Consider the following 20,592-nt stretch of genomic DNA (forward strand, 5'->3'; position numbering starts at 1 on the left):
CGTTGCCAACATCACTATGAAGAGCGAACAAGGGAGCCCTTGCTTTCAGATACATCGACTATGCTGCCGATGTAGCGACATTCAATTCAAGGACGTAGCCGACGCCGCGCGCGGTCTTGATCCGTAGCGTCGCACCCGACTGATTCAAAAGAGTGCGTAGGCGATAGATTCCGACTTCAAGCGCGTTGGCGGAGACCTCATTGTCGAACGCATAAAGGCGGTCTTCGAGGGAGGCGCGCGGCACGGTGCGGCCAGCACGGCTGAGCAGATGCTCGAGGATGCCCACTTCGCGGCGCGCAATCCTTAGCAGTCGACCGCCGACTGAAACCTGGCGGGCGACCGGATCGAAATTTAGGTTGCCAAATGTAACGATGGGGGCCGTCATTTGCGTTGACCGCCGCAGAATGGCTCGCATGCGAGCGATGAGCTCTTCAGTAGACACGGGCTTCGGCAAAAAATCGTCCGCGCCGGCGTTGAAAATTGCGATCCGCCTGCCCAGATCGTTGAGGCGACTCATCATGATGGCAGGCATCGAACCTCCCTCGCGTCTCATTTGCTTCAGCCACCCCAAGCCGTCTCCATCCGGTAGAACCAACTCGAGTAGGAGAATGTCGTAGCGGGCATAATCCAGAGCGGCCGCCGCATCATCCAGAGTGTGTGTCACATCAACGGCGAAACCGAAATTCAAGAGCGCTCCTTTCACGGCGTGCGTAAAGTCTGAGTGATGATCAACCAGGAGAACTCGCATTTCGTCGCCTCTCGTCGAGCCAGGCCAAAATCATTGAAGCGCATCATCGTCGAACACGGGTGAATCTGAAGCACAGTCGCTTCCGGCTAACTGTCGGAAGCCGGGATGGACAAAGAGAGTAGTCGTGGTCAGCGGGACCAATCCCATCCGATCCATTGTCAGCCGATTGGCGACTGCGACGGTCTGCGATGGGATCGCCGGCGACGTTCAATCTGACCTCTGTGCCGCGGAGAAGGCTGGAATCATTCAAAGCCCTAAGGGCCCCGACAGCACCATCACGCATCCGCGCGCCAATCGCCGCAATGCGCCCGGTCATCGACCTGCCGATGGCAGCATCAACGTCGCCAGAACCCGTAGTCGAGCCCGAAGCACGAGCGAGAATGGCCGGCTTTGTAGCTGAATTGACAGGAGAAATTGCCATCTGAAGCGCCCCTTGTTGGCGTGACCCCCGGTCGGTCTTGCTATGCCGTCGACCCGTTGCCGCTAAGCTAGGGCAAAGGTAAGTGTCGCAGGCACGAAGGCAGATTGTGCATCGGGGGTGGATGATGACTCTGAGGCCGCACTTCAGGACGAAGCGACCAATGGGCATCGGCTAGATCTGAGAGCGCTCGATCGCCGATGAGATACGTGCCGAACCGCAGCAATCTCGACAAGTGCGGAGCGAATACCGCCAGCTGTGTTCTCGAACTGCTCGTCCCATTCCGCTCACAGGTGGGCCGATGGTGACTGCTTTGTATGGCGCATGTGCGCCGGTAAACCTTCGAGAGGAGTGATCGAGGAGAGTGGCGGAATCGAGAGGCGAGTCCTTGAACATTTGAGACATTCGCAATTCTTGCTACCCGTCGGGAAGTGTGCGCGCGACGATAGAGTCTGTCGCGGTGTCAGAAAGCTTACAATCTGACGCTGCGTACGATTCAAGCCCCTTCGTGGAGATCGGTGCGTGGATTTGTTGGGGGAATTTTGAGCTCGAACGCTCGCTGAAGTAGCAACGATACGAGAGCCTAAAGCTTGCGGCGCAATAATCATTGAGCAGGCGACAAGACACCAACGTCCGTGATGTCGGACTTGCAACGTGCTGTCGGGACCATGACACATCCGACTGAGCAATAGCTTGACAAATCAAGCTATCGCAATTGGCACAAGGCTTGAAGATGTGAAGGAGCTGAAACAGAGTAGTCTCGAGCAGAACCTGAAGGAGTGGCAGCGGTGGCGTACGAGAATGTCGCCTTTCAGTTCATTCTAAGCGGCGGATGGGACGTTGGCTGTCCCGATGCGGCGATCTATCGCCGTGCGCGCTCGTGCATGGTTTTGCGTCCGTGATCGACTACTGGATCGCGGCTCGCGCCAACATCGATGCACGCGCGCAGCTGGGCGCTGCGCCAGTGCCGGGCCCAGCACCTGCCGGCAGCGATATTCGTGAGTCAGCCGAATTCGACCGGCTCGAAGCCGAGGTGCGGCGCGTGGACGTCGACGGGCCTGTTGCGGTTGATTGGCGGACAGTCAATACGTTGTCGATCGACATCCTGTCGAAGCAGTCAAAAGACATTCTGGTCGCCTGTTGGGCGACCTACGGCCTGTTTCGCACCGAAGGCTACCAGGGTCTCGCCGTCGGGTTGGGTATTCTGCGCGGTATGGTGGAGGCGCATTGGGAGGGGCTGTTTCCGCCGATCAAGCGCCAACGTGCGCGGGTCGGCGCGGTCGATTGGCTCGTTGGCCGCATTGGGCCGGCAATAGCCGAGAGTGCGCCGACTGAAGCCGATTATCCGGCCGTGCTCGCCGCCTATGACGCCCTTGCTGATCTCGCTCGCCAGCTCGGTCAGAAGCTCATCGACGAGCAGGTCGCTTTGGAGGATTTGTTCAGGGCGCTGAAATCGCATTACGAAGAAGCCAAGCGCGCGATCGACGCCGCAGCAGAGAGTGCGGCTGAGGCGCCCCAAGCCGCCGAGCAGGCCGTCCCGGCGCCGGTGGAATCCACCCCGCCGGCTGAGGCTGCTCAACCGGCAGCGCCGAGTGAAATCGTCTCGGTTGGCGCCGACGGCGACTGGGCCGGCTTGATCGACCGTTTGCTCAGTATGCTGCGGCAAGCCGCGGCCGCCCGGCGCGTCATCTCGCCCGCCGACCCGAAAGTCTATCTGCTCAATCGCATTGGCTCGTGGATGCGCTTTGACGAACTGCCCGCGGATGCAGATGGCCGCACGACGATAGCGCCGCCCGCCGATAACATGTCTGCATTGGAGGCAAAGGTTGCGGCCGGTCAGCACGCCGAAGTCGTGAATATGGCCGAAGAGGTCGCCTGGACGCAACCGTTCTGGCTCGACGCTCACCGGCATGCTGCAAATGCTCTGGAGAAAATGGGGCTGTTATTTGAGCCGGCGGCAGCAGTGGTGCGCGCAGCTACAGCTCTGTTGGTAAGAGGCTATCCGCGGATCCTGGAGCTTCAGTTCAACGACGGCCGGCCGTTCGCTGACGAGGAAACGCGTGCCTGGGTCGCCATGGGGGAAGCGGACCGGTGTGATCCCGTCGAGGCAACGGTTGCCGAGGCAGACAGGCTCATCGTCGCTGGACAGCCGCAGGCCGCATTCAAGAAGCTGTCCTGTATGTTGGATGGGGCAACCTCCGAACGTGGGCGGTTCGTCGGCCGGCTCGCGCAAGCACGTTTTTGCATCGACACCGGCTTCGTCACGACAGCCATTCCGCTGCTGGAACACCTGGAACAGGTTGTTGCCGAGCACAAGCTCGAAAGCTGGGAGCCCGCGCTTGCGCTCGATGCTGCCGAACTGCGCTACCGTGCGATGACCCATCCCGAGGCACCACAGCTCATTGACGAGCCTCCTCGTCGCGCCGCGCTTCAACAGATCCGAAGGCGGGTCGCAAGCATCGATATCGCTCGCGTTGGCCAACTCGGTCGCAGCTGATTTTGTCAGGGATTAAGTCGGAAAAGCGTATATGGCACAGGAAAGCACAGTTGCTCCAAAGGAGCGCATCAATATCCGCTTCAAGCCTGCAACCGGCAACCTCAAGGAGGACGTGGAATTGCCTCTGAAGTTGCTGGTTTTGGCAGACTTCACAGGGCGAGCCGATGACCGGCCGATCGAGCAACGCCAGCTCGTCAATATCGACAAGGACAATTTTGGCGAGATTGTCAAAAGCCAGGAACTGAGCCTGGATATTGGCGCCGAGAACAAGCTCGAGGAGTCGCCAGAGGCCGGCAAGTTGTCCGTATCGCTGAAATTCGAGAGCCTGAAGGATTTTGAGCCCGAGCGCGTCGTACATCAAATCCCGGAACTGCGCATGTTGACCGAACTGCGCACAGCCCTGGTCGCCCTGAAGAGTCCGCTCGGCAACATGCCGGGTTTCCGCAAGGCCATCCAGAATTTGCTCGAAGACCACGGCGCACGGCCGCGGCTCCTGAGCGAGCTCACCGGCCAGCCCGAGTGAGGCTTCAACAAGCTGTTTTAAGGAGCGCGGGCGCTATGACCGATACAAGCGCACAGCCTTCGGCCGAAGTCGCCGCCTCGACCACCGAGGTTTCGCTACTGGATCAGATTCTCGTCGAAACCAAGATTACCCCGCACGATGAGGGGTACGACCTCGCTCGCCGCGGTGTCGCAGCTTTCGTTGCGGAGCTCATCAAGCCGAATAGAGCCAGTGAGCAGGTCAACAACGCACTGATCGATCGGATGATCGCGGAGATCGACCGCAAGATCTCGGCTCAGCTCGATGCGGTGCTGCACACGGACGAGTTCCAGCAGCTCGAGTCGGCCTGGCGGGGGCTGAAGTTCATGGTCGACCGCACTGATTTCCGTCAGAACATCAAGGTTGAAATTCTCAGCGTCAGCAAGGATGAGCTGCTCACCGATTTCGAGGACAGCCCGGAGATCGTCAAATCCGGCCTGTACAAACATGTCTACACCGCAGAGTTCGGCCAGTTCGGCGGTCAGCCCGTCGCGGCCATGATATCGGCCTACGAATTTGGCAGCGCCAGCCAGGACGTGAAACTCATGCGCTACTTGAGCGCCATGGCCGCCATGGCGCATGCGCCGGTTATCGCCTCCGCGGGGCCGGGCATGTTCGGCGTCGAACGCCATGAGGAGATCGCAAGTCTGAAGGATCTGCAATCGATCTTCGAGGGGCCAAAATACGTCAAGTGGAACTCATTTCGCGAGAGCGAGGACGCTCGCTATTTCGGCTTGACGTTACCGCGTTTCCTGCTGCGCTTGCCCTATGGGCCGGAAACGGTTCCGGTCAAGGCGTTCAATTATCAGGAGGCCTCCAACGGAGACACTAACAACTATCTGTGGGGCAATGCGGCCTTTGCCTTCGCGACGCGCCTAACCGAAAGCTTCGCAAAATATCGCTGGTGCCCGAACATCATCGGCCCGCAATCGGGCGGGGCGGTCGAGAACCTCAATCAGCATACCTATGAGGCGATGGGGCAGTTGCAGAGCAAGGTCCCGACGGAGGTTCTCATCTCCGACCGGCGCGAGTTCGAGCTTGCCGAACAGGGCTTCATCGCGCTGACCATGCGCAAGGGCTCTGACAATGCCGCTTTCTTCTCGGCAAATTCCGTTCAGAGACCGAAATATTTCGGAAACACCCAGGAAGGCAAGACGGCCGAACTCAACTACAAGCTCGCCACCCAGTTGCCCTACATGTTCATGATCAATCGGTTCGCGCACTATATCAAGGTGCTGCAGCGCGAGAACATCGGCTCGTGGAAGAGCAGGGACGAGCTCCAGAGCGAGCTCAACGACTGGATCCGCCAGTATGTCGCCGATCAGGAGAATCCGTCGGCCGACGTGCGCTCCCGGCGACCCCTGCGCAAGGCGGAGATCACCGTCGACGACGTCGAAGGTGAACCGGGCTGGTATCGCGTCGGCCTCTCTCTTGTTCCACACCTGAAATATATGGGCGCGGATTTTGCCCTGTCGTTAAAGGGCAAACTCGACAAGCAATGATGGTGCAGACGATGATAGACCGCAGTCTTATGGAGCGCTTGGAACAGGCAAGGGCGAGCAGGGGCCCCTCGCAGCAACAGGGCTCGTTCGATCGTTTCCGGGCCAGTGTCCTGGATAACCTGCGCCGGGTTCTAAACTCGCATCAGGGCTGCTGCGAAACACGACCGGACTTCGGAATGCCCGATCTTAATGGCGCGATCGGGCAGGGGGCCGACGCGGTGCGCACAATCGCTCATTCGCTCAAGCAGCAGATCGAGACGTTTGATCCGCGCTTGGAGAATGTTTCGATCCGCGTTCAAACCGATCGCCAGTACCCTTTGCAGCTGACGTTCCACGTCAACGCGACGCTCTATTATAACGGCCGGATGGAGCCGATCTCATTCGACGCGATCTACGAAGAGCGCGTCTGGGTGAAGGACTGAAGCGGTGGCGCTCAATCCCTATTACGAGGATGAGTTGTCCTATTTGCGCGAGCTCGGCTGTGACTTTGCTTTAGCCAATCCGAAGCTTGCGCCGTTTCTCGGGCGTGAGGCCACCGATCCCGACGTGGAACGGTTGTTGGAGGGCTTTGCATTTCTTGTCGCGCGCCTGCGCCAGAAGCTCGACGACGAGTTTCCCGAATTCGTCCATGGCCTGTTGCGGATGGTATGGCCATACTATCTTCAACCCCTGCCCCCCATCACGACGCTCTCGTTTGCTTTGAACCAATCGGCGAGCGTAGCGAGCCTGAACGTGCCGGCCGGCACCAGCGTCCGCTCGCGCCCGGTTGAGGGAACGAGCTGCGCGTTCGTCACCTGCTACTCAATTAATGTGCTGCCGCTGCAGATCACTGACGCTCAGTTCGAGAACCGGACGGGTTCGGCGCGCCTGACCTTGGGTATCAAGGCAACCGGCCAGCAAAACCTCTCATGTCTTCAGAACGGTCGGCTCCGGCTCTTCTTTTCAACCGAGCGAGAGCCACAAGTAGGACGCCATCTATTGACCTGGCTGTGCCGTCACGTCAGGCAGGTAACCGTCACCGTGGCGGATCGGCAGGTCGCAGCAATCGGGACAGCGCAGATCGCGCCAATCGGATGGAGGGATGAGGAGGCGGTTTTGCCCTGGCCACATAATGGCTTCGCCGGACTGCGGATCATTCAGGAGTACCTGACTTATCCGTCCAAATTTCTCTACGTCGAACTGTCTGGTCTCGAGCCGGTGGGGGCCCACATCGAGACGGAGTGCAGGCTCATCATCGAGTTCCAGCGTCCGTTTCCCGCGCAAATGCGAGTAGGCAAGGACCAGATTCGCTTGAACTGCACGCCGGCCATCAATGTCTTCCGCCATGAGGCCTCACCGATCCGTCTGGAGCGGACCAAGAGCGAACACCGCGTGCTTGCCGCCGGAGGGCCTAACTTCAGCATTCGTTCCGTGGACAGCGTGACCGGCTATGTGCAAGGGCGCCCGGAACGTATCGAGTTCGAGCCATTCGACCTGTTACGACACGATCTGCCCGGCACTGAGCGCAACCGTGCCTACTTCCGCGAGCGCGTCCGCCCCGCCGTGGTCGGCCGGGGTGTCGACCATTATGTGAGTTTCGTCGACCGGCTCGACGTCGGCCAGCATCCGCCGATCGATGTCGCATCGCTGCAATTGACCTGCTCCAACGGACCGATCGCCGACCGGTTGCCGGTTGGCGCCGTCGATCTGCCGACCTCCGACACGCCTCGCTCGGTCAGCTTCTCCAACATCACCGCGGTCGTTGCAGAGGTGCCGCCACCGCTCAATGATGGCCTGTTGCGGCGGCTGACGGCCAATCTGGCGCGCAATTATGGCGCCATAGTCAACGTCGATACGCTGCGGACCATCATTGCCAGCTACGATTTCCGTGCGGTCTATGACGTTCAGGCGCGCCGTCGCCTGGAGTTGCTGCTCGAGGGACTTGATCAGTTCGTGACGTCCGACAGCGATCACGTGGTGCGCGGGGCCCCGATCCGCATGCGCGACGTCGAGTTGGCTTTGGTCGACAGCAAGATCGGCGGTGAGGGCGAATTGTTCCTGTTGGGCTCGGTGCTGGATGCCTTCTTCGCGACCTTCGCCGGCATCAATATGCTGCACCGGTTTTCGGTCCGCGGCACGGAAAGCAACGCACATTACACATGGCCAGCGAGAAGCGGATCGATCAACCCGTTCTGACCGCGTCCGAGGATCTCAGCGAGCTGGCGACTTACGGATTCTTCTCGCTTGCCGCGCTCCTCGAACGGCGTTTCGGCAACGCTCCCCCAATCGGATCCACTGACGATCCCGCGCGCGAGGCGGTTCGCTTTCGCGCGACGCCGACGCTCGGCTTTCCCGCCGAGGAGATCGCGCAAGTCAGACAGGTCCAGGCCGCAACAGAGCGGGTGGAGGTGTACGTCAATCTCCTCGGACTGCACGGCCCATCGTCGCCGCTGCCGCCCTTCTACACCGAACGCGTCATGGACGCCGACGGCACGGGATCGCTCGGCGAGTTTTTCGATTTCTTCAATCACCGTCTGATCAGCCTGCTGCTGCGAATTTGGCGGTACTATCGCCACCATTTGCGGTTCGAGGAGGGGGAAACCGACGCGATTTCGGTGCTGGTCGGTGCGCTCTTTGGGCTCATGCCACGAGGGGGCACAACGGACGAACGGGAATGGCGGGCGCGGCTACTGCCTCATGCCGGTGCCCTTGCGCTGCCCAGCCGGTCGGCGCGGCTCGTGGCCGGCGTGATTTCCAGCCATCTCAATATTCCGGCCCGGGTCGAGGAATTCGTCTGGCGAGAGATCGATATTCCACCGGAAGCTCAGTGGCGTCTAGGCCAGCCTGGCCTTCAGCTTGGCATTGACACCCTTGCTGGCGACACCATGCCGGACGTGGCGGGTAAATTCCGGATTTGCATCGGGCCGCTCAACCAGCAGCAGTTTCGGTCTCTGCTGCCCGGCCGCGAGGCTCACGGAATCCTTTGTCGGCTTGTCAATGTCATCTTGCGCGAGCCGCTGGCCTGGGATCTCCAGTTAGAACTGGCGCCTCGGGAGATGCCCGAATGGACTCTTGGCGAAGGAGAATTGGGCTGGACGACAACGATCGAACCGCTCGAGCGAGCCGAGAGCTCAATTCTATTGTGATTGTTGTCGAGTTTCGCGCCGATCGGATCCTGGGGCTAGCGGCGCTCCATCTGGTCGTGGCGCCCGTCGGTGGGCGAGCCAAATGACGAGACTTTCGTGCGTTCATGGCTCATTCTAGTCCTCGGCCCGATTGCGCCTTCAATTGCGGCAAAGGAGAAGTTTGCGCCCTGGGTAGAAACCGCGTTGCTTGCAGCGCAGGTCGACTCAAAGATTTGCATCAATCGGCTGGGTACTCGCCTGCTATGCAGGCGAACACGCACAGTGCGTCAAGATCTCAACGTCGAGGCGTGGTCAAGAGTTTTTCCGACGAGCGGTCTCGGAAACTAAACGTCCAGATGCTTTTTACGTCGCTTACCGGGCAAGTATCGCGGAATCCTGAAATCGGGCGGCACTCGTCAGTGTGACCGCAAGCGCTGGAGCGCGCCATCAAATTGAGCGCTTTGCCTGGAGCGCCGGTAAAAGGCGCTCGGACGGCCTCAAGCTGCGCGAGTTGCAGTCTTTGCAGAATGCGATATCGCGTCAGGTGCAGGAGATGAAATCCGCGCGCGAGCAGAAGGCCGACATGCTGTAAGACCAGATTGAGGGTCCTTCCCCATGGCGATCGCAAAAGGCAACAAGCAAGAGGCCGAGGAGTAGAAGACGCGTCAGAAAAAGCTCGATGCAAGCTCGGTCTGTAAGCAAAGCCGAAGTTGGAGGCGACGGTGTCAGTTATCAGAGCGGCTAGGCAGTATGAGATTGAGTCATTGAGGCTCCGCCAAGAGGGCGCCAACTGAGGCGGCCTCCGGTTAAGTGGTCCCAGCAACCTTGGGGGCCTAATGTAGCGGCGGTTGCTGGGACCATCTACCGGCCCCGGGCCAGGTCACACAAGGCAGCGGAAGGGGCGCCCCAATGAGGTGCCCCTACTCCACACACATTGCGATGCCGATCATGACGAGCGAGCTTAGCCCGACCAGCACAATGATTACACTGGCAAGTATGTCACTGCCCATTGACAACGACTCCTGCGTTGGCGCTGGAAGCTACGCCCGTGGAACTCGGCAAACTAGTGCAATTTGTGCCTGTCGATAGGATCCTTTCACCCACGGAAAACGACGGCCCATTCCGCTCGCCAAACGATAAAGAACGGATCGTGACCCATAGAAGCTAATGGGCCTAGAATACTTGCTTATACCGTCCCGTCTCGGAGGGTGAGATATCGACGAATTCAAAGGCGGCCTGAGCGTTCAAAACAATATCAGTATCAGCAGAACATCACGTGCGGAGGCGCACTTAGCTGCGTGCGCTGCTTGCGTGAGATCGGCGTTACCCGTGCGCGGCGCGGACGGCTTTACGAAGCCGAACCTAAGTTGACGCCAAACAGGCGCCATAGGGGCGTTCAGGGAGAGGGGGAGATGTCGACATCCGGAGCGGTAGTGGGTCCCCGCTTATTCAGAAGGCGGTCGATTTCCTGAAGACGTCGCTCCGATAATCCAGCTTCCTTTGCATATTCGGCCCAGCGGTCTACCGCACGCTGAACCTGTTCGAAAACCTGTTCGGCTTCCGCCCTTGGGATCGACGCATTTTCGGCGACCTTCAAGATGTGTTTTTTGGTCGGATTTTTCCCTTCACCGTCCACCGCGAGATTGTGCTCGCCGCCGGGCCCCTCGGACAGCGTGAGATCGTAGGCCGGCGTTGGATGCCAAACTCCGTCCTTCGCCATCAGGAAGGCGTGGTTCTTCGCGTGATCGTCTCGATTGTGCGCGAGGACGTTGAAGACCATCCGGACGAACATCTGGCGCACGTGGCGCTCGTCGCGCGTCAGGAGCCGAGTGACCTTCAGCAAGGTGTCGTAGTCGATGGACGGTGCCCGATGATCGGCTTCCAATAGCCCGCTCACGGTCTGTACGTGCGCGCTCCCGCTTTCAGTTCTGTCGAACCTTTGGACGGCGAAATAGCTGCCTTTCTTGGTTTCGATGAGTTTCGTGGCAGGCATGTCGACGCCGGCTGCCTTGGCCATAAGAGAGTAGGCGTACTCTTCTTTCCCTATTTCGGAAGGGTCGACGTTCGATTTGAACTTCACCAGCCACGCGTCGAAGCCTTCCGGAAGATCGGTGCCGTCGTCAGCGACAAACTTTCCGGTCTTTCGGTTCAAACCGATCATGATCTTGGGGCGGACGCCGGCGGAGCCGCCCTGGATCTCGAGCAGACGGTCCACGTCGGCTTCGTCAACCTCGCCTTGGACGGCCTCCGCCTGGGCCGCGAACCAATCGAGGTCGATTGCGGCGTCGTCGGTTTTGCTGAGGGAATTATCCGGAACGTAACGCAACGCTCCCATACCCACCTGCCCGACATATGCTAGGCGGTCGAGGGGAGTGAGAAGTCTAAAATCATATCCGAGCTTCTGCAGATAACGATCGAGCAGAAGGCGACCCCAGCCGTCGGGTAGGCTGTCGTTGAGCATGCCGTGCAACCCGGCGAATGGCGAGTTCGGCGCGGCCTTGGCTCCTTCGCTGACGGGAAGCTTGAACGGAGAGACGTTAAGACGCTTCTCGGCGAAGTCGGGGTGGTACTCGAAATATGCCCGGCGTTCGTCCTTGCTCCATGCCAACGTTCCTACGTCGATCTTTTCGCCGTAGAAGTCGAGCGATACCGACAGTTTTTGGACGCCTTGAAAGGGCTTTCCGTCCGCGGCTTTCGCTTTCTTCACTTTCTGCGTCCTCGGACTCTAAGAGGCTTGGAGATCACGTCCTCGATCGACTTGCGCGGCCTTGGAGGAAACAGGCTCTCGAATTCCTGTTCGGCACCGAGCGCGAACGCGATGGCTATGAGAAATTCAATGGAAGATTTGCCGGTCCGCTCGAACTGCTTCAGCGTCCCCAAGCTGACCTGAGCGCGGGCAGCCAGTCCCAATTGTGTTAGATTGGCCTCCAATCGCCGCTGCTTCGCGCGGCTTGCGATGCCCCGCACGATATCTTGAGGGGAATTTAGTGTAAGGGTTATATCCATAGCCGTTATTTCCATAAGTTTTGAATAGTGGATACTATAATAACCCTTAAATGTCAAGCGGTTCCGGTTTGTTGGTTCGCAATCCATTGCCAACTGGGCCACCCTCGGGGCTCCAAAACTCGGGCTACGAAAACCTTGGCTTGTTCGGGCCTCGTGAGATTGTCTGTTTGAACAGCGCCTTCGACCAAGCGGGTGGGATTGGCACGGATCAACGGCCTATTCGCACCGTGTCGCTGCCCTCGGTCCGTTGTACGCGGATCCGGCAAGCCTCGCCACGAAAGAGGTCACCGAGCTACGGCTGCTCAAGTCGGAACCGCAAGGCTATTCTTGTCGATTCCTCCGACGAGTCCGCCGGACAGTCGGTCGAAGGCCAGGTAGACGACAGGAGAATAACGTCCGCATCTGGGAGATGCAGGCCGCTGACCAGTGAAATTCCCAGCGGCACCCGGAGTTCTGCGCCGTCTCCGTGGCAGAGCGCCAAAGCCAGTGCTCCCAGCAGAGCCGCCATTGTCGCCATCACGATCGGCCGGAATCGTAAGATGCAAGCGTTGCGGATCGCATCGAAAGGGGAGCGACTAGGGACTCGGTCAGGCGGATCTCGTGATTGCAATTGGGGCAGTGAAGGGTTGGCTCATGTGCGACGGTTGGCGGTAGTTTCATATTCATTGGCACTCCTTCCGCTTCCATAGGCCGATCGTTGTGGCATCTCCTGCGTCGTCTCCTAATCGACTCCGCTCGGCAAAAGGGCAGCGTCCGAAATCTATCCGGGATTTCCACCGTGTGACGCAGGGTGGAGGCGGGAGGCCTCGAACGCTCAGATAGATGTGCTATTGCAGGTTTTAAGCACGCACGCGTGCAAAAGCGCAGAAATTCGTTGTCGTTCCGGTGTTCTAAATGGCGCGGGTGGGAAAGCGCGCCACTCGCCAGCAAGCAGGATTAGCGGGAGCGATGGCGTTCACGAGGCCCGAAAGCAAGGAGGTCTAGCCGTCTTCTCGGGACGCTTCGCATGCAGGGAGCTTCCGCAAGGGGCTCGGTTGGTCAGGTTCTTGTAGATCGATCTCAACCTGTGGTAGCTATTGGTTTTTCGATTGGATTATTGCGCATGTCGCGGTCCTGTTTTTGGATGCTGTTTTTCGTTCTTTCGGTCGAGACGGCCGCCGCCCAGTCCCAAGAGAGGATTATGGCGCCGATTCCCTCTACGAACGATGCCAACGTCCAGATCATTGGAGGCAAGCCGGCGACGAAGGGGGACTGGCCCGCGACCCTGATGTTCGACGGCAATCTCGGTCGGTGTACCAGCACGATCGTGGGAACGTATGTTGTCTTGACGGCGGGACACTGCGTCGATGACAAGTCACCGGCCAAGCTGCTATGGGGAAATCGTCGCACCGATCTCTTGTGCCACGTTCATCCGGACTATCGGGGAAAGGCATGCGCAAACGAGATCGCGCCACAAAAGCTGGTGGGATGCACGGCCGACGTCGCGATCTGCATCGCCGCCAAATCTCTCGATCCTGATCCCGCGAAATTCGAGAGGGTGAGAAACAATCCTCCTCCGGTTTCCGCGAAGGACAAGGTATTCCTGCTCGGGTTCGGCTGCACAGAAGCGGACGGAAAAATCACCGAGGTTCTGCAGGAAGGAGTGGCTTCGGTCGAATGGCCTGCGCAGCCGGGCGCTTCCAGCGACCCGAGCCGCACGATGAGAGAATTCATCAAGACCGCGGGAGCCGCGGTCTGTCACGGCGACAGCGGCGGGGCGAGCTATTCGCCGGACAAGACCAAGCCCGAAATGCTGGCTCTGGCGTCGCGTGGCAACCTCAGCACCGACTCCTACCTCGTGGACCTCCGAACTCCGCAAGTGCAGACCTTCTTGCGAAAGGCGGGGTCGTTCAGGTCCGACTTCAATCTGCCCGAGGGGGCCATCAAGATCTGCGGGATCGATCCAGATGCGGAGAATTGCAGATAGCCTCTCGATCGCGGCGGCGGCCATCGTGTGGTGTTTGGGATCTACGTCGCAAGCCGCCGGTCTGAAGATCGCCAACAGACCGAGCGATATGGTGGCCGTTATCCCCCGACCGACGGCGACGGACGTCGATCTGATCAAGGGCGTGGCGGAGCTCGGCGCGCCGCAGATCGTCGTCTTTCCTAAAGGGGCGGATGTCGCCCAATTCGTCACGGAAAAATGTGGCCGACCGCCCGGTAACTTCAAGATTCACCCCTTATACGAGAAGATCCTGCTCGAGAGGAACGCCGGGCTGACCCACAGCGACTTAGATTCGCTTCCCGAACAGAAAGCCCTGGAAATCCCCGCATGCGGAAAGTTCATAGAGGACGTCACCTTGCCCGCGCCGAAGGGCGTGGAGAAGCTCACCAAGGAACTCGCAGTCCCGTTCGACACCGGAGTGTTCGAGCGTGTCGTCAAGGATCCCGCTCTCAGAAAGGACGTTCAGCAGATCTACACATCGGCGTTGACCGATAATTCGAAGGACTATGAGACTGCTTGGAAATCAATCTGTTCTTCGACCCCCAATGCTTCCCTACCCGGAGACATCGCTTCCTGCCGCAACGCCATTCAGATCGCGGCAGTAAATCCGAAGATCACGAAGCCGAACATGGTCAAGGAAGTGACCGTGCCGGCGCTGACCCAACTCGCTACTTCTGGTGTGGACGTCGAACCGAAAGACGTCCGCATCGCACTGCGAACCGGCGTAGCGGAAGATGCGGTTCGTGCGGCGATTCCGCAGCTTCAGAACCTCGAAGGGCAACTGAAGTTCGTCACCGAAATCGAGGACGTGCAACGGTTCGGAGAGAGCTGCTCGAAGGCGGCCGAACGCAAAGGGGATTCCTGGCCCTACAGTGTGCGTGATTTTCTCCGAGTGGCCAGCTTGAATGGAATCAATCAGGACCAGGAGGGACGGCGTATTCTGATCGTCGATACCGGCTTCGACTTCAGCGATCCGATCCGAACCGATTCCACGAGACTGGTTTTCGATCCCTTCTATTTCCATCGACTGAACCAGATGGTCGATCCTGATCCGCAAAGGGATAAGAACGAAGATGGCGTAAAGGGAAATGGCGGATGGGCCGGCGTAAATCTCAGCGGCGTGAGCGGTCGCACGTCAAGCGCCACTTCAATCGTCTTCAAACATCGTTCGCACGGACTATCCGTAGCGGCTGTGGCGCTCGGAGGTCGGCCGGTCGAGGAGTTGCGGCGCGTAGTTCATCTACCGATGCGACTGGGATTTGCCAGTCTCGTCGCGCTCGATACGCTCAATCCTATCATCAATACGGGACACATCGAGAAGGCCCTCAAGTTCGCCGCCGCTGCGGGAAACGAATTCAACGTCGTCAATCTGAGCCTTTCGTCCACCGACAAAATTCCGGGATGGGATGACATCGTAAGCAACAAGGGCAAAGGCCGAGTCTTCGTCGTCGCCGCCGGAAACGACGGAAACAAGCTGACGGGGAAGGATGCCGTGTGGCCGGCTGCGTTCGGCGGCAAGAGCGCGCCACCCGATACCACCTCGGGTGCCGTGGTTTCCGTGGGAGCGCACGACGCGGACGGCAATCTCGCCCTGTTCTCCAACAAAGGCATGGCCATCGACGTCTTGGCGCCAGGCTGCAGCGTTCCGTCGTACGAATTGCGTCTTGATAGTGATGGACGAGCCATCGGTATCGTGCCCCGGAACGAGACCGGGACCTCATTCTCGGCACCATTGGTCTCGTTCGTTGCGGCGCTCTTGATGAACAGCCCTAAGCTCGCGGGCCGGCCCGGGCTCGTCAAAGCCCGCATCCAGATGGGTTCGGACTACGACTGGGCTCTTCGCGACGATGTCTATGCCTCTGGCATCCTTGACATCGCAAAGGTACTCAGCGTCGACAACGACGTTCTAGAGCTTGCGGATGCTAACGGCGGCAAGTCGCGAAACATTCGGTACGGAACGGTCCTGAACAAATCTACCATTGGTGAGGTGGAATGCCACCCGGGAGACAAGCTGGGTTTCGAGACCGTTCGAAAGGCCGCCAGAAGCGGTGCGAATGATCTCCTGTTATTTTCTAACGACGATGATACGAAACCGTCCGGCCTCGAACGGAAGTTCTGCGACAAATCCATCCTCGACAAGGTAGTCTTCGAGTTTCGCGATGTCGAAACCGGGGATACCACTTCCATTCCGGGTAGCGCGGTGCTCGACTACGTCCCTGCACCTTGAGCTATTGGCCGAGGGGGGCGCGAAGAGCATCGAGGTGCTGGTTGTTGAGCTGACGAATCTGCTCCTCGCTCGGCTTGACGGAACCGGGCACCGCTGGCGCCCCCAAGGCGATAATGAGTGTGTGCGTGTTCGTCCTCGACGCGGCGGCGAGGGGACCTGCATTTGCCGGCCCCTTGAAGCTGACCAAGCTCCAATTGGGAGCAATATTGGCGCTGCTCATCACGACGAACTGCACCTGATGGCCAATCGAATCTATCGGCGGATCGTGAGGCAGTCCCTCAATCGCGGACGCCACGTCCTGCTTGGCCTTCGCCGCCTCGTCGTTGGCGTCCTTTGCGGCCTGTAGAAGGCGGTCCAGCTCCAGATCCTTCGGATCGGTCGCTTTGGCGTTCTTGTAAGCGACCGCGGCCTTGCCGTACTCGGCGGCTGCTTTCGCTGTCGCCCGGTTGACGATGAAAGCTTCGTCGTATGCGATCTGTATGTCCTTGAGGTCGGCCCCTGAATTGACCGCTTTTGCATGGTCGTCCACGGCCTTAGCATGCTCCTTCACGACCCCGGCCCAAAACTCGACCAACGCCTTTTTCTGTTGGAGGATCTGCTTCTGGGTTTCCGCGGCCGCGACCGCGACTGGAGGAGCGGGAAGTGACTTTCCATTGGGGGGCGGATGGTGTCCGATACGCAACTGAGAGTTCGCGACGGGCGCCAAAGCGGAGGCGATCCATTCCTGCAGCCCAAGCCTGCCGTAGAGATCCGGTGCATTCGGCAGATCGCAGGCCAGACGGTTCCTCTCCGCTCTCAACTCCTTGATCGCGACGGTGAAACTGAGGCTTTCGTTACGGATCGCCGTCGTCGCCACACCGCCGCCGCCTGACGCTCCGAACATCTGCCCGAAAGTGCCTATCCCGGTAAGTACGGCCGGAGGCATCTGATGAAGTACCGCAATGCTGGGCGTAAGCGAGGCCTGATTGTTCGTTATCAGCGTCAAGTCCACCTTGGCGGTCCAGTCACGCATCCATTGATAGCGGCCCGTCGGATAAGGCGGCTGCGGATCCGGCATAGCGAAGGCGAGCTCGCACTTCACGCGCTGGACGATCTCAGAGATGGAGACACCGTCCTGCTCGAGCTCCGGTACCGACGCGCAGCCCACCGCCGCGGTCGCACCAAGCAGCGCAACAGCACCCCTGAAGGTTCTTCGCATATGTGTCCCCCGCAGCCCCCGCTGCTTTCATCTCACTTTTTGGACGTTCCTTCTGCCACCATGAGATAGAGCGACGTCGTGCCCTGGTCGGCGATGGTCAATCTTACTTCGAACGTGTCCTCTTTCGCGGGGGCGGTCAGCACGCCACGGTAGCTCAAACGATGGTTCTTGAGATCTTCTGCCGAAGTGGCGTCCGAAATCGCAATCTTCTCGACGGCCGCATCGCGGACGATTTCCACGACCGGGCTGACGGCACCTATAGCCGTGCTCTCTTCGAAAGTCAGCTCAACCAGAACTTCGGTGTCTTTGCCCGGCGCAACGATCGGTGGTTCGATTCTTGCGCGGACTTTCGAGAGATGACGGACCCCGTCCGAAGTCATTACTTCGCCCAATGTGGCCGCCGCGACCGGCGGAGCGATCCCCGGTACGAGCTCGCGTGCTATCCTGCTTCTCACGTACTTGTCGGCAAAGATGGTCGAGTGCTCCACAAAGGAAGGATCCGTGCCTTCCAGATTCTTGAAGGTGGCGGCTGCGCTCCAGATAGGGACCGTTCCGTCGCCTCGGCTGCTGGTGAAAGTCCAATTGTCGGGACTCGACGTCCGGTCGGCCGTGTACAGCCACAACTTGGTGTCAAGGATGTCGCCCGTAACCTTGATTTCCTGCACTGCCGGCGGCTTCGATACAATGGAGCTCAGTCTACGAGCGCTCGCAAGCCCGTCGGCCAGTACCTGTCGCCGCGATCCGCCCGGGCGATATTCATCAGGAAGCCACCCGCCCTTCCAGTTGTTCGCGTCGAGAATATCGAACGCAGAGAACTTCGCCTTCGTTCCTTCTCTGCAGCAGTTGGGATAGGCGGGGAACAATTCATAGATGGACGGGAAGGAAAGGGTTACGCGTCGGATCGTCGGCAATCCACCAGCCACCAGATTGGCGAAAGCACCCCATCCGTTTGAGATCGTGTCGAGAGAATTCATGCTTCCCAGAAACGGCGTACCCAGATAGATCGCCTTGTGCACCTTTCCGGCGCCGCCATGCTCGGCCATCCAGATCCTTGTGACCAGTCCTCCCATGCTGTGGGCAACGATGTCGAAATTTCCGTCCCGCAAGGCCGGGGTACCGCTCACGAATGCATCAAGCCGTTTCGCTGTCTCGAAGTTGCTTAGACGCCAATCGTACGGAAAACGAAAGAGCGTCTTGCCGTCTTCAAAACCCAGATCCTTCAGCAGACCCAACAGATCGTCGTACTGGTGAATCGTCCAGAAGGGACCGAGTACGTTGATGCTGGAGACGAGGCCCGATGCTTTCAGGCCCTTGCCATTGCTGTTGGGAGCGAGATCAAGCCCGGCATAATTCGATAGCGAATTCCGGTTTCCCCAAACCACGTTTCCTGAACCGTCGCTGAGTTCGGAGCCCAAAATTCCGGGAATGAAGACCAGTGGTCGCTGCGGCCCGTCGGCCTTCGAGGTCGAGGCAATTCCGAATGCGAATAGGCTAATGAATGCCAGCCGATACAATCGAAGCACAAACATCGATCAATCCGATTAAATCTTTGGGTGCAATGTAATACCTTATACTACCTCCAGCATAGTACAGAAGATGCGTCCTGAGAAGCCAGGTCGTATCAGATAGCCCGCTGAAACTGGTTTTCCCCATCGCACATCGAACGGCTTTCAATAATCTATTGTGTCTGCGGTCCGACATCTTCGTACGAATCGTACCAACAATCCGACAATGATGTGTGCCACGCTCATTTGCCGTGAACAGTAGGCCCGTCGCACCAGAGACGCTCGCGACGCGAGGCGGCCCCCCATTGTTCGGTGACCACAGGTCGGCTGGAGATTGAGGGACAGAGGTCTCTTCTTGGAAAGCAGCTGATTAAAACAGCCAATCCAGTTGCAGAAGATATTCTCCTCGCAATGAGCCGCGGCCAAGAGAATGCGCCATCCGCGGGCAGCACGAGAACAGATAGTTATTTTATTGACCGTCGGGAGGGCTCGTCAGATAGTCAATTGCAACAGGTGCTGCCGGGGCTGCTTTATGAGAGCGGAAGAGCCGGTGCTTATAGCGCCGCTGCGCCCACACCGCCGCGCGACCGTTATGCACCGTGCGCTCAGCGATGGCTCGATCATGCCGGACGCTGGAATTGATCAGCCTGCTTGCAAGCTGCCGTCCGATCACTCGCATGGCATCACCCGTGCAATCGTTGCTGGTCCGCCGTCGCACGCGGAGAGCCGAATGGCTGAAAACCTCAAAAGTGTCGATTTGCGACCCAACCGGAGATTTGAAATGACTGTACGTAGTCGCTGGTTGAGATGGATGGTCGCCTCGTTAGTCGGCGCGATCGGACTCATGTCGACGGCCGCCTATGCCGGTCCGACGCTCGATAGGATCAAATCGCGCGGCCTCATCAGGGCCGGTGTCGGCACCACGCCCGGCTTTTTCGAGCCGGACAACAATGGGCGGTGGAGGGGCTTCTTCATTGATTACGGACGCGCCTTGGCGATTGCCGTCTTCGGTGACGCAGAAAAGATCGAGTTCACAAGCTCGTCGCCGCAGCAACGTCTGCCGGCGCTGCAGTCCGGCGAATTCGATGTCCTGTTGTCCGGCGTGACCATCACGATTACGCGGGCGTTCAAGCTCGGGTTCCATTTCGGTCCGACCATCTTCTATGACGGGCAGGGGCTTCTCGTTCGCAAAGACATCGGCGTGACATCGGCATCCCAGCTCGATGGCGCCACGATCGGCATTCAGAGTGGCACGACCGGCGAGTTGAACATCGCGGACTTCTTTCGCAAAAGCCGGCATCAATTCACGCCGGTCACGATCGAAGATACCAGCGAATTCGTCGCTGCCCTTCAGTCCGGCCGCGTGGATGCGATCACGCAGGACTCGTCGGATCTGGTCGGAAAGCTCGCTCAGCTGAAGAATCCGAACGACTACGTCTTGCTACCGGAGCGGCTGTCGAAGGAGCCGCTGGCACCCGCGGTGGCCGGTGGCGACGACCGCTCGCTCGAGATCGTCAATTGGACCGTGAATGCGACCCTCCAGGCGGAGGAATGGGGCATCACTTCGGAGAATATCGATGGCTTTCTGAAGTCCGACGATCCAGCCATCAAGCGTTTCCTCGGTGTCGATCCCTCACTTGCCGAAGCGATCGGGCTGGATCCGAAATGGGCCTACAACATCATTAAGACGATCGGCAATCATGGCGAGATCTTCGATCGCCATCTCAAGCCGCTCGGCTGGGAACGCGGCTATAACCGGCTGTGGACCAGCGGTGGCCTGTTGTATTCGCCACCGTTCCGCTGACATGTGCTGTTTATGACAACCGCGCCCGACACATCGCGCGCGTCGAAGACACGAGCCA

At 59.1% G+C, this 20,592-nt stretch carries 16 protein-coding genes; 10 read left to right on the forward strand and 6 right to left on the reverse strand.

What is annotated here, in order from left to right:
- Positions 1–58: 58 nt before the first annotated feature.
- Complete coding sequence (locus tag FBZ93_RS27065) at positions 59–748, reverse strand: response regulator transcription factor (RefSeq protein WP_146990075.1); 690 nt, start codon at positions 746–748, stop codon at positions 59–61.
- Between the two features lie 1,250 nt (positions 749–1,998).
- Between FBZ93_RS27065 and tssA the strand changes: the two genes are divergently transcribed.
- From tssA to FBZ93_RS40765, 7 genes are all read left to right on the forward strand, one after another.
- Positions 1,999–3,663, forward strand: coding sequence for a type VI secretion system protein TssA (gene tssA / locus FBZ93_RS27070; protein ID WP_146990077.1), 1,665 nt, complete (start codon positions 1,999–2,001; stop codon positions 3,661–3,663).
- A gap of 31 nt (positions 3,664–3,694) precedes the next feature.
- Positions 3,695–4,186, forward strand: a complete 492-nt coding sequence (tssB, locus tag FBZ93_RS27075; protein ID WP_146990079.1) for a type VI secretion system contractile sheath small subunit — start codon at positions 3,695–3,697, stop codon at positions 4,184–4,186.
- Between the two features lie 35 nt (positions 4,187–4,221).
- Positions 4,222–5,706 (forward strand): type VI secretion system contractile sheath large subunit, encoded by a 1,485-nt coding sequence (gene tssC / locus FBZ93_RS27080; RefSeq protein ID WP_146990081.1) that lies wholly within the window; start codon positions 4,222–4,224, stop codon positions 5,704–5,706.
- Complete coding sequence (gene tssE, locus FBZ93_RS27085) at positions 5,703–6,128, forward strand: type VI secretion system baseplate subunit TssE (RefSeq protein WP_146990083.1); 426 nt, start codon at positions 5,703–5,705, stop codon at positions 6,126–6,128. Before tssC ends, tssE begins: the two co-directional genes overlap by 4 nt.
- A gap of 4 nt (positions 6,129–6,132) precedes the next feature.
- On the forward strand, positions 6,133–7,881 hold the full coding sequence (tssF, locus tag FBZ93_RS27090) for a type VI secretion system baseplate subunit TssF (protein ID WP_146990085.1): 1,749 nt from the start codon (positions 6,133–6,135) through the stop codon (positions 7,879–7,881).
- On the forward strand, positions 7,845–8,831 hold the full coding sequence (gene tssG, locus FBZ93_RS27095; RefSeq protein ID WP_146990087.1) for a type VI secretion system baseplate subunit TssG: 987 nt from the start codon (positions 7,845–7,847) through the stop codon (positions 8,829–8,831). Before tssF ends, tssG begins: the two co-directional genes overlap by 37 nt.
- Positions 8,832–9,231: 400 nt before the next feature.
- Positions 9,232–9,402: a hypothetical protein gene (locus tag FBZ93_RS40765; protein ID WP_167529227.1), complete on the forward strand. Its 171-nt coding sequence runs from the start codon at positions 9,232–9,234 to the stop codon at positions 9,400–9,402.
- An 804-nt stretch (positions 9,403–10,206) separates the two neighbouring features.
- On the opposite strand, the gene FBZ93_RS27100 is transcribed toward FBZ93_RS40765, so the two are convergent.
- From FBZ93_RS27100 to FBZ93_RS27110, 3 genes are all read right to left on the reverse strand, one after another.
- Positions 10,207–11,517, reverse strand: a complete 1,311-nt coding sequence (locus tag FBZ93_RS27100; protein WP_146990089.1) for a type II toxin-antitoxin system HipA family toxin — start codon at positions 11,515–11,517, stop codon at positions 10,207–10,209.
- The gene (locus FBZ93_RS41395) at positions 11,514–11,918 is read right to left on the reverse strand and encodes a helix-turn-helix domain-containing protein (protein WP_246667662.1); all 405 of its coding nucleotides are present in this window, start codon (positions 11,916–11,918) and stop codon (positions 11,514–11,516) included. Before FBZ93_RS41395 ends, FBZ93_RS27100 begins: the two co-directional genes overlap by 4 nt.
- A 190-nt stretch (positions 11,919–12,108) precedes the next feature.
- Positions 12,109–12,333: an efflux RND transporter permease subunit gene (locus tag FBZ93_RS27110; RefSeq protein WP_283810844.1), complete on the reverse strand. Its 225-nt coding sequence runs from the start codon at positions 12,331–12,333 to the stop codon at positions 12,109–12,111.
- A 585-nt stretch (positions 12,334–12,918) separates the two neighbouring features.
- On the opposite strand from FBZ93_RS27110, the gene FBZ93_RS27115 reads away from it, so the two are divergent.
- Both FBZ93_RS27115 and FBZ93_RS27120 read left to right on the forward strand, forming a co-directional pair.
- Positions 12,919–13,782: a S1 family peptidase gene (locus FBZ93_RS27115; RefSeq protein ID WP_167529228.1), complete on the forward strand. Its 864-nt coding sequence runs from the start codon at positions 12,919–12,921 to the stop codon at positions 13,780–13,782.
- Positions 13,763–16,027, forward strand: coding sequence for a S8 family peptidase (locus tag FBZ93_RS27120; protein ID WP_146990093.1), 2,265 nt, complete (start codon positions 13,763–13,765; stop codon positions 16,025–16,027). Before FBZ93_RS27115 ends, FBZ93_RS27120 begins: the two co-directional genes overlap by 20 nt.
- Before the next feature lies 1 nt (position 16,028).
- Here the strand turns inward: FBZ93_RS27120 and FBZ93_RS27125 are convergent, their stop codons facing one another.
- Complete coding sequence (locus FBZ93_RS27125; RefSeq protein ID WP_146990095.1) at positions 16,029–17,225, reverse strand: hypothetical protein; 1,197 nt, start codon at positions 17,223–17,225, stop codon at positions 16,029–16,031.
- Positions 17,226–17,257: 32 nt separating this feature from the next.
- A complete protein-coding gene (locus FBZ93_RS27130; protein ID WP_146990097.1) occupies positions 17,258–18,754 on the reverse strand; it encodes an esterase/lipase family protein in 1,497 nt (498 codons plus the stop codon).
- A 787-nt stretch (positions 18,755–19,541) separates the two neighbouring features.
- Between FBZ93_RS27130 and FBZ93_RS27135 the strand changes: the two genes are divergently transcribed.
- A complete protein-coding gene (locus FBZ93_RS27135) occupies positions 19,542–20,534 on the forward strand; it encodes an amino acid ABC transporter substrate-binding protein (protein WP_246667675.1) in 993 nt (330 codons plus the stop codon).
- Positions 20,535–20,592 lie beyond the last annotated feature (58 nt).

This window comes from Bradyrhizobium macuxiense, assembly GCF_007993935.1.
Classification (GTDB): Bacteria; Pseudomonadota; Alphaproteobacteria; order Rhizobiales; family Xanthobacteraceae; genus Bradyrhizobium; species Bradyrhizobium macuxiense_A.

Bases quoted from the DNA above. Each gene is read 5' to 3' on its own strand.
- FBZ93_RS27065 (WP_146990075.1), bottom strand. From the start codon at position 748: ATGCGAGTTCTCCTGGTTGATCATCACTCAGACTTTACGCACGCCGTG.
- tssA (WP_146990077.1), top strand. From the start codon at position 1,999: ATGGGACGTTGGCTGTCCCGATGCGGCGATCTATCGCCGTGCGCGCTC.
- tssB (WP_146990079.1), top strand. From the start codon at position 3,695: ATGGCACAGGAAAGCACAGTTGCTCCAAAGGAGCGCATCAATATCCGC.
- tssC (WP_146990081.1), top strand. From the start codon at position 4,222: ATGACCGATACAAGCGCACAGCCTTCGGCCGAAGTCGCCGCCTCGACC.
- tssE (WP_146990083.1), top strand. From the start codon at position 5,703: ATGATGGTGCAGACGATGATAGACCGCAGTCTTATGGAGCGCTTGGAA.
- tssG (WP_146990087.1), top strand. From the start codon at position 7,845: ATGGCCAGCGAGAAGCGGATCGATCAACCCGTTCTGACCGCGTCCGAG.
- FBZ93_RS27110 (WP_283810844.1), bottom strand. From the start codon at position 12,333: ATGGCGACAATGGCGGCTCTGCTGGGAGCACTGGCTTTGGCGCTCTGC.
- FBZ93_RS27115 (WP_167529228.1), top strand. From the start codon at position 12,919: ATGTCGCGGTCCTGTTTTTGGATGCTGTTTTTCGTTCTTTCGGTCGAG.
- FBZ93_RS27120 (WP_146990093.1), top strand. From the start codon at position 13,763: ATGCGGAGAATTGCAGATAGCCTCTCGATCGCGGCGGCGGCCATCGTG.
- FBZ93_RS27125 (WP_146990095.1), bottom strand. From the start codon at position 17,225: ATGCGAAGAACCTTCAGGGGTGCTGTTGCGCTGCTTGGTGCGACCGCG.
- FBZ93_RS27130 (WP_146990097.1), bottom strand. From the start codon at position 18,754: ATGTTTGTGCTTCGATTGTATCGGCTGGCATTCATTAGCCTATTCGCA.
- FBZ93_RS27135 (WP_246667675.1), top strand. From the start codon at position 19,542: ATGGTCGCCTCGTTAGTCGGCGCGATCGGACTCATGTCGACGGCCGCC.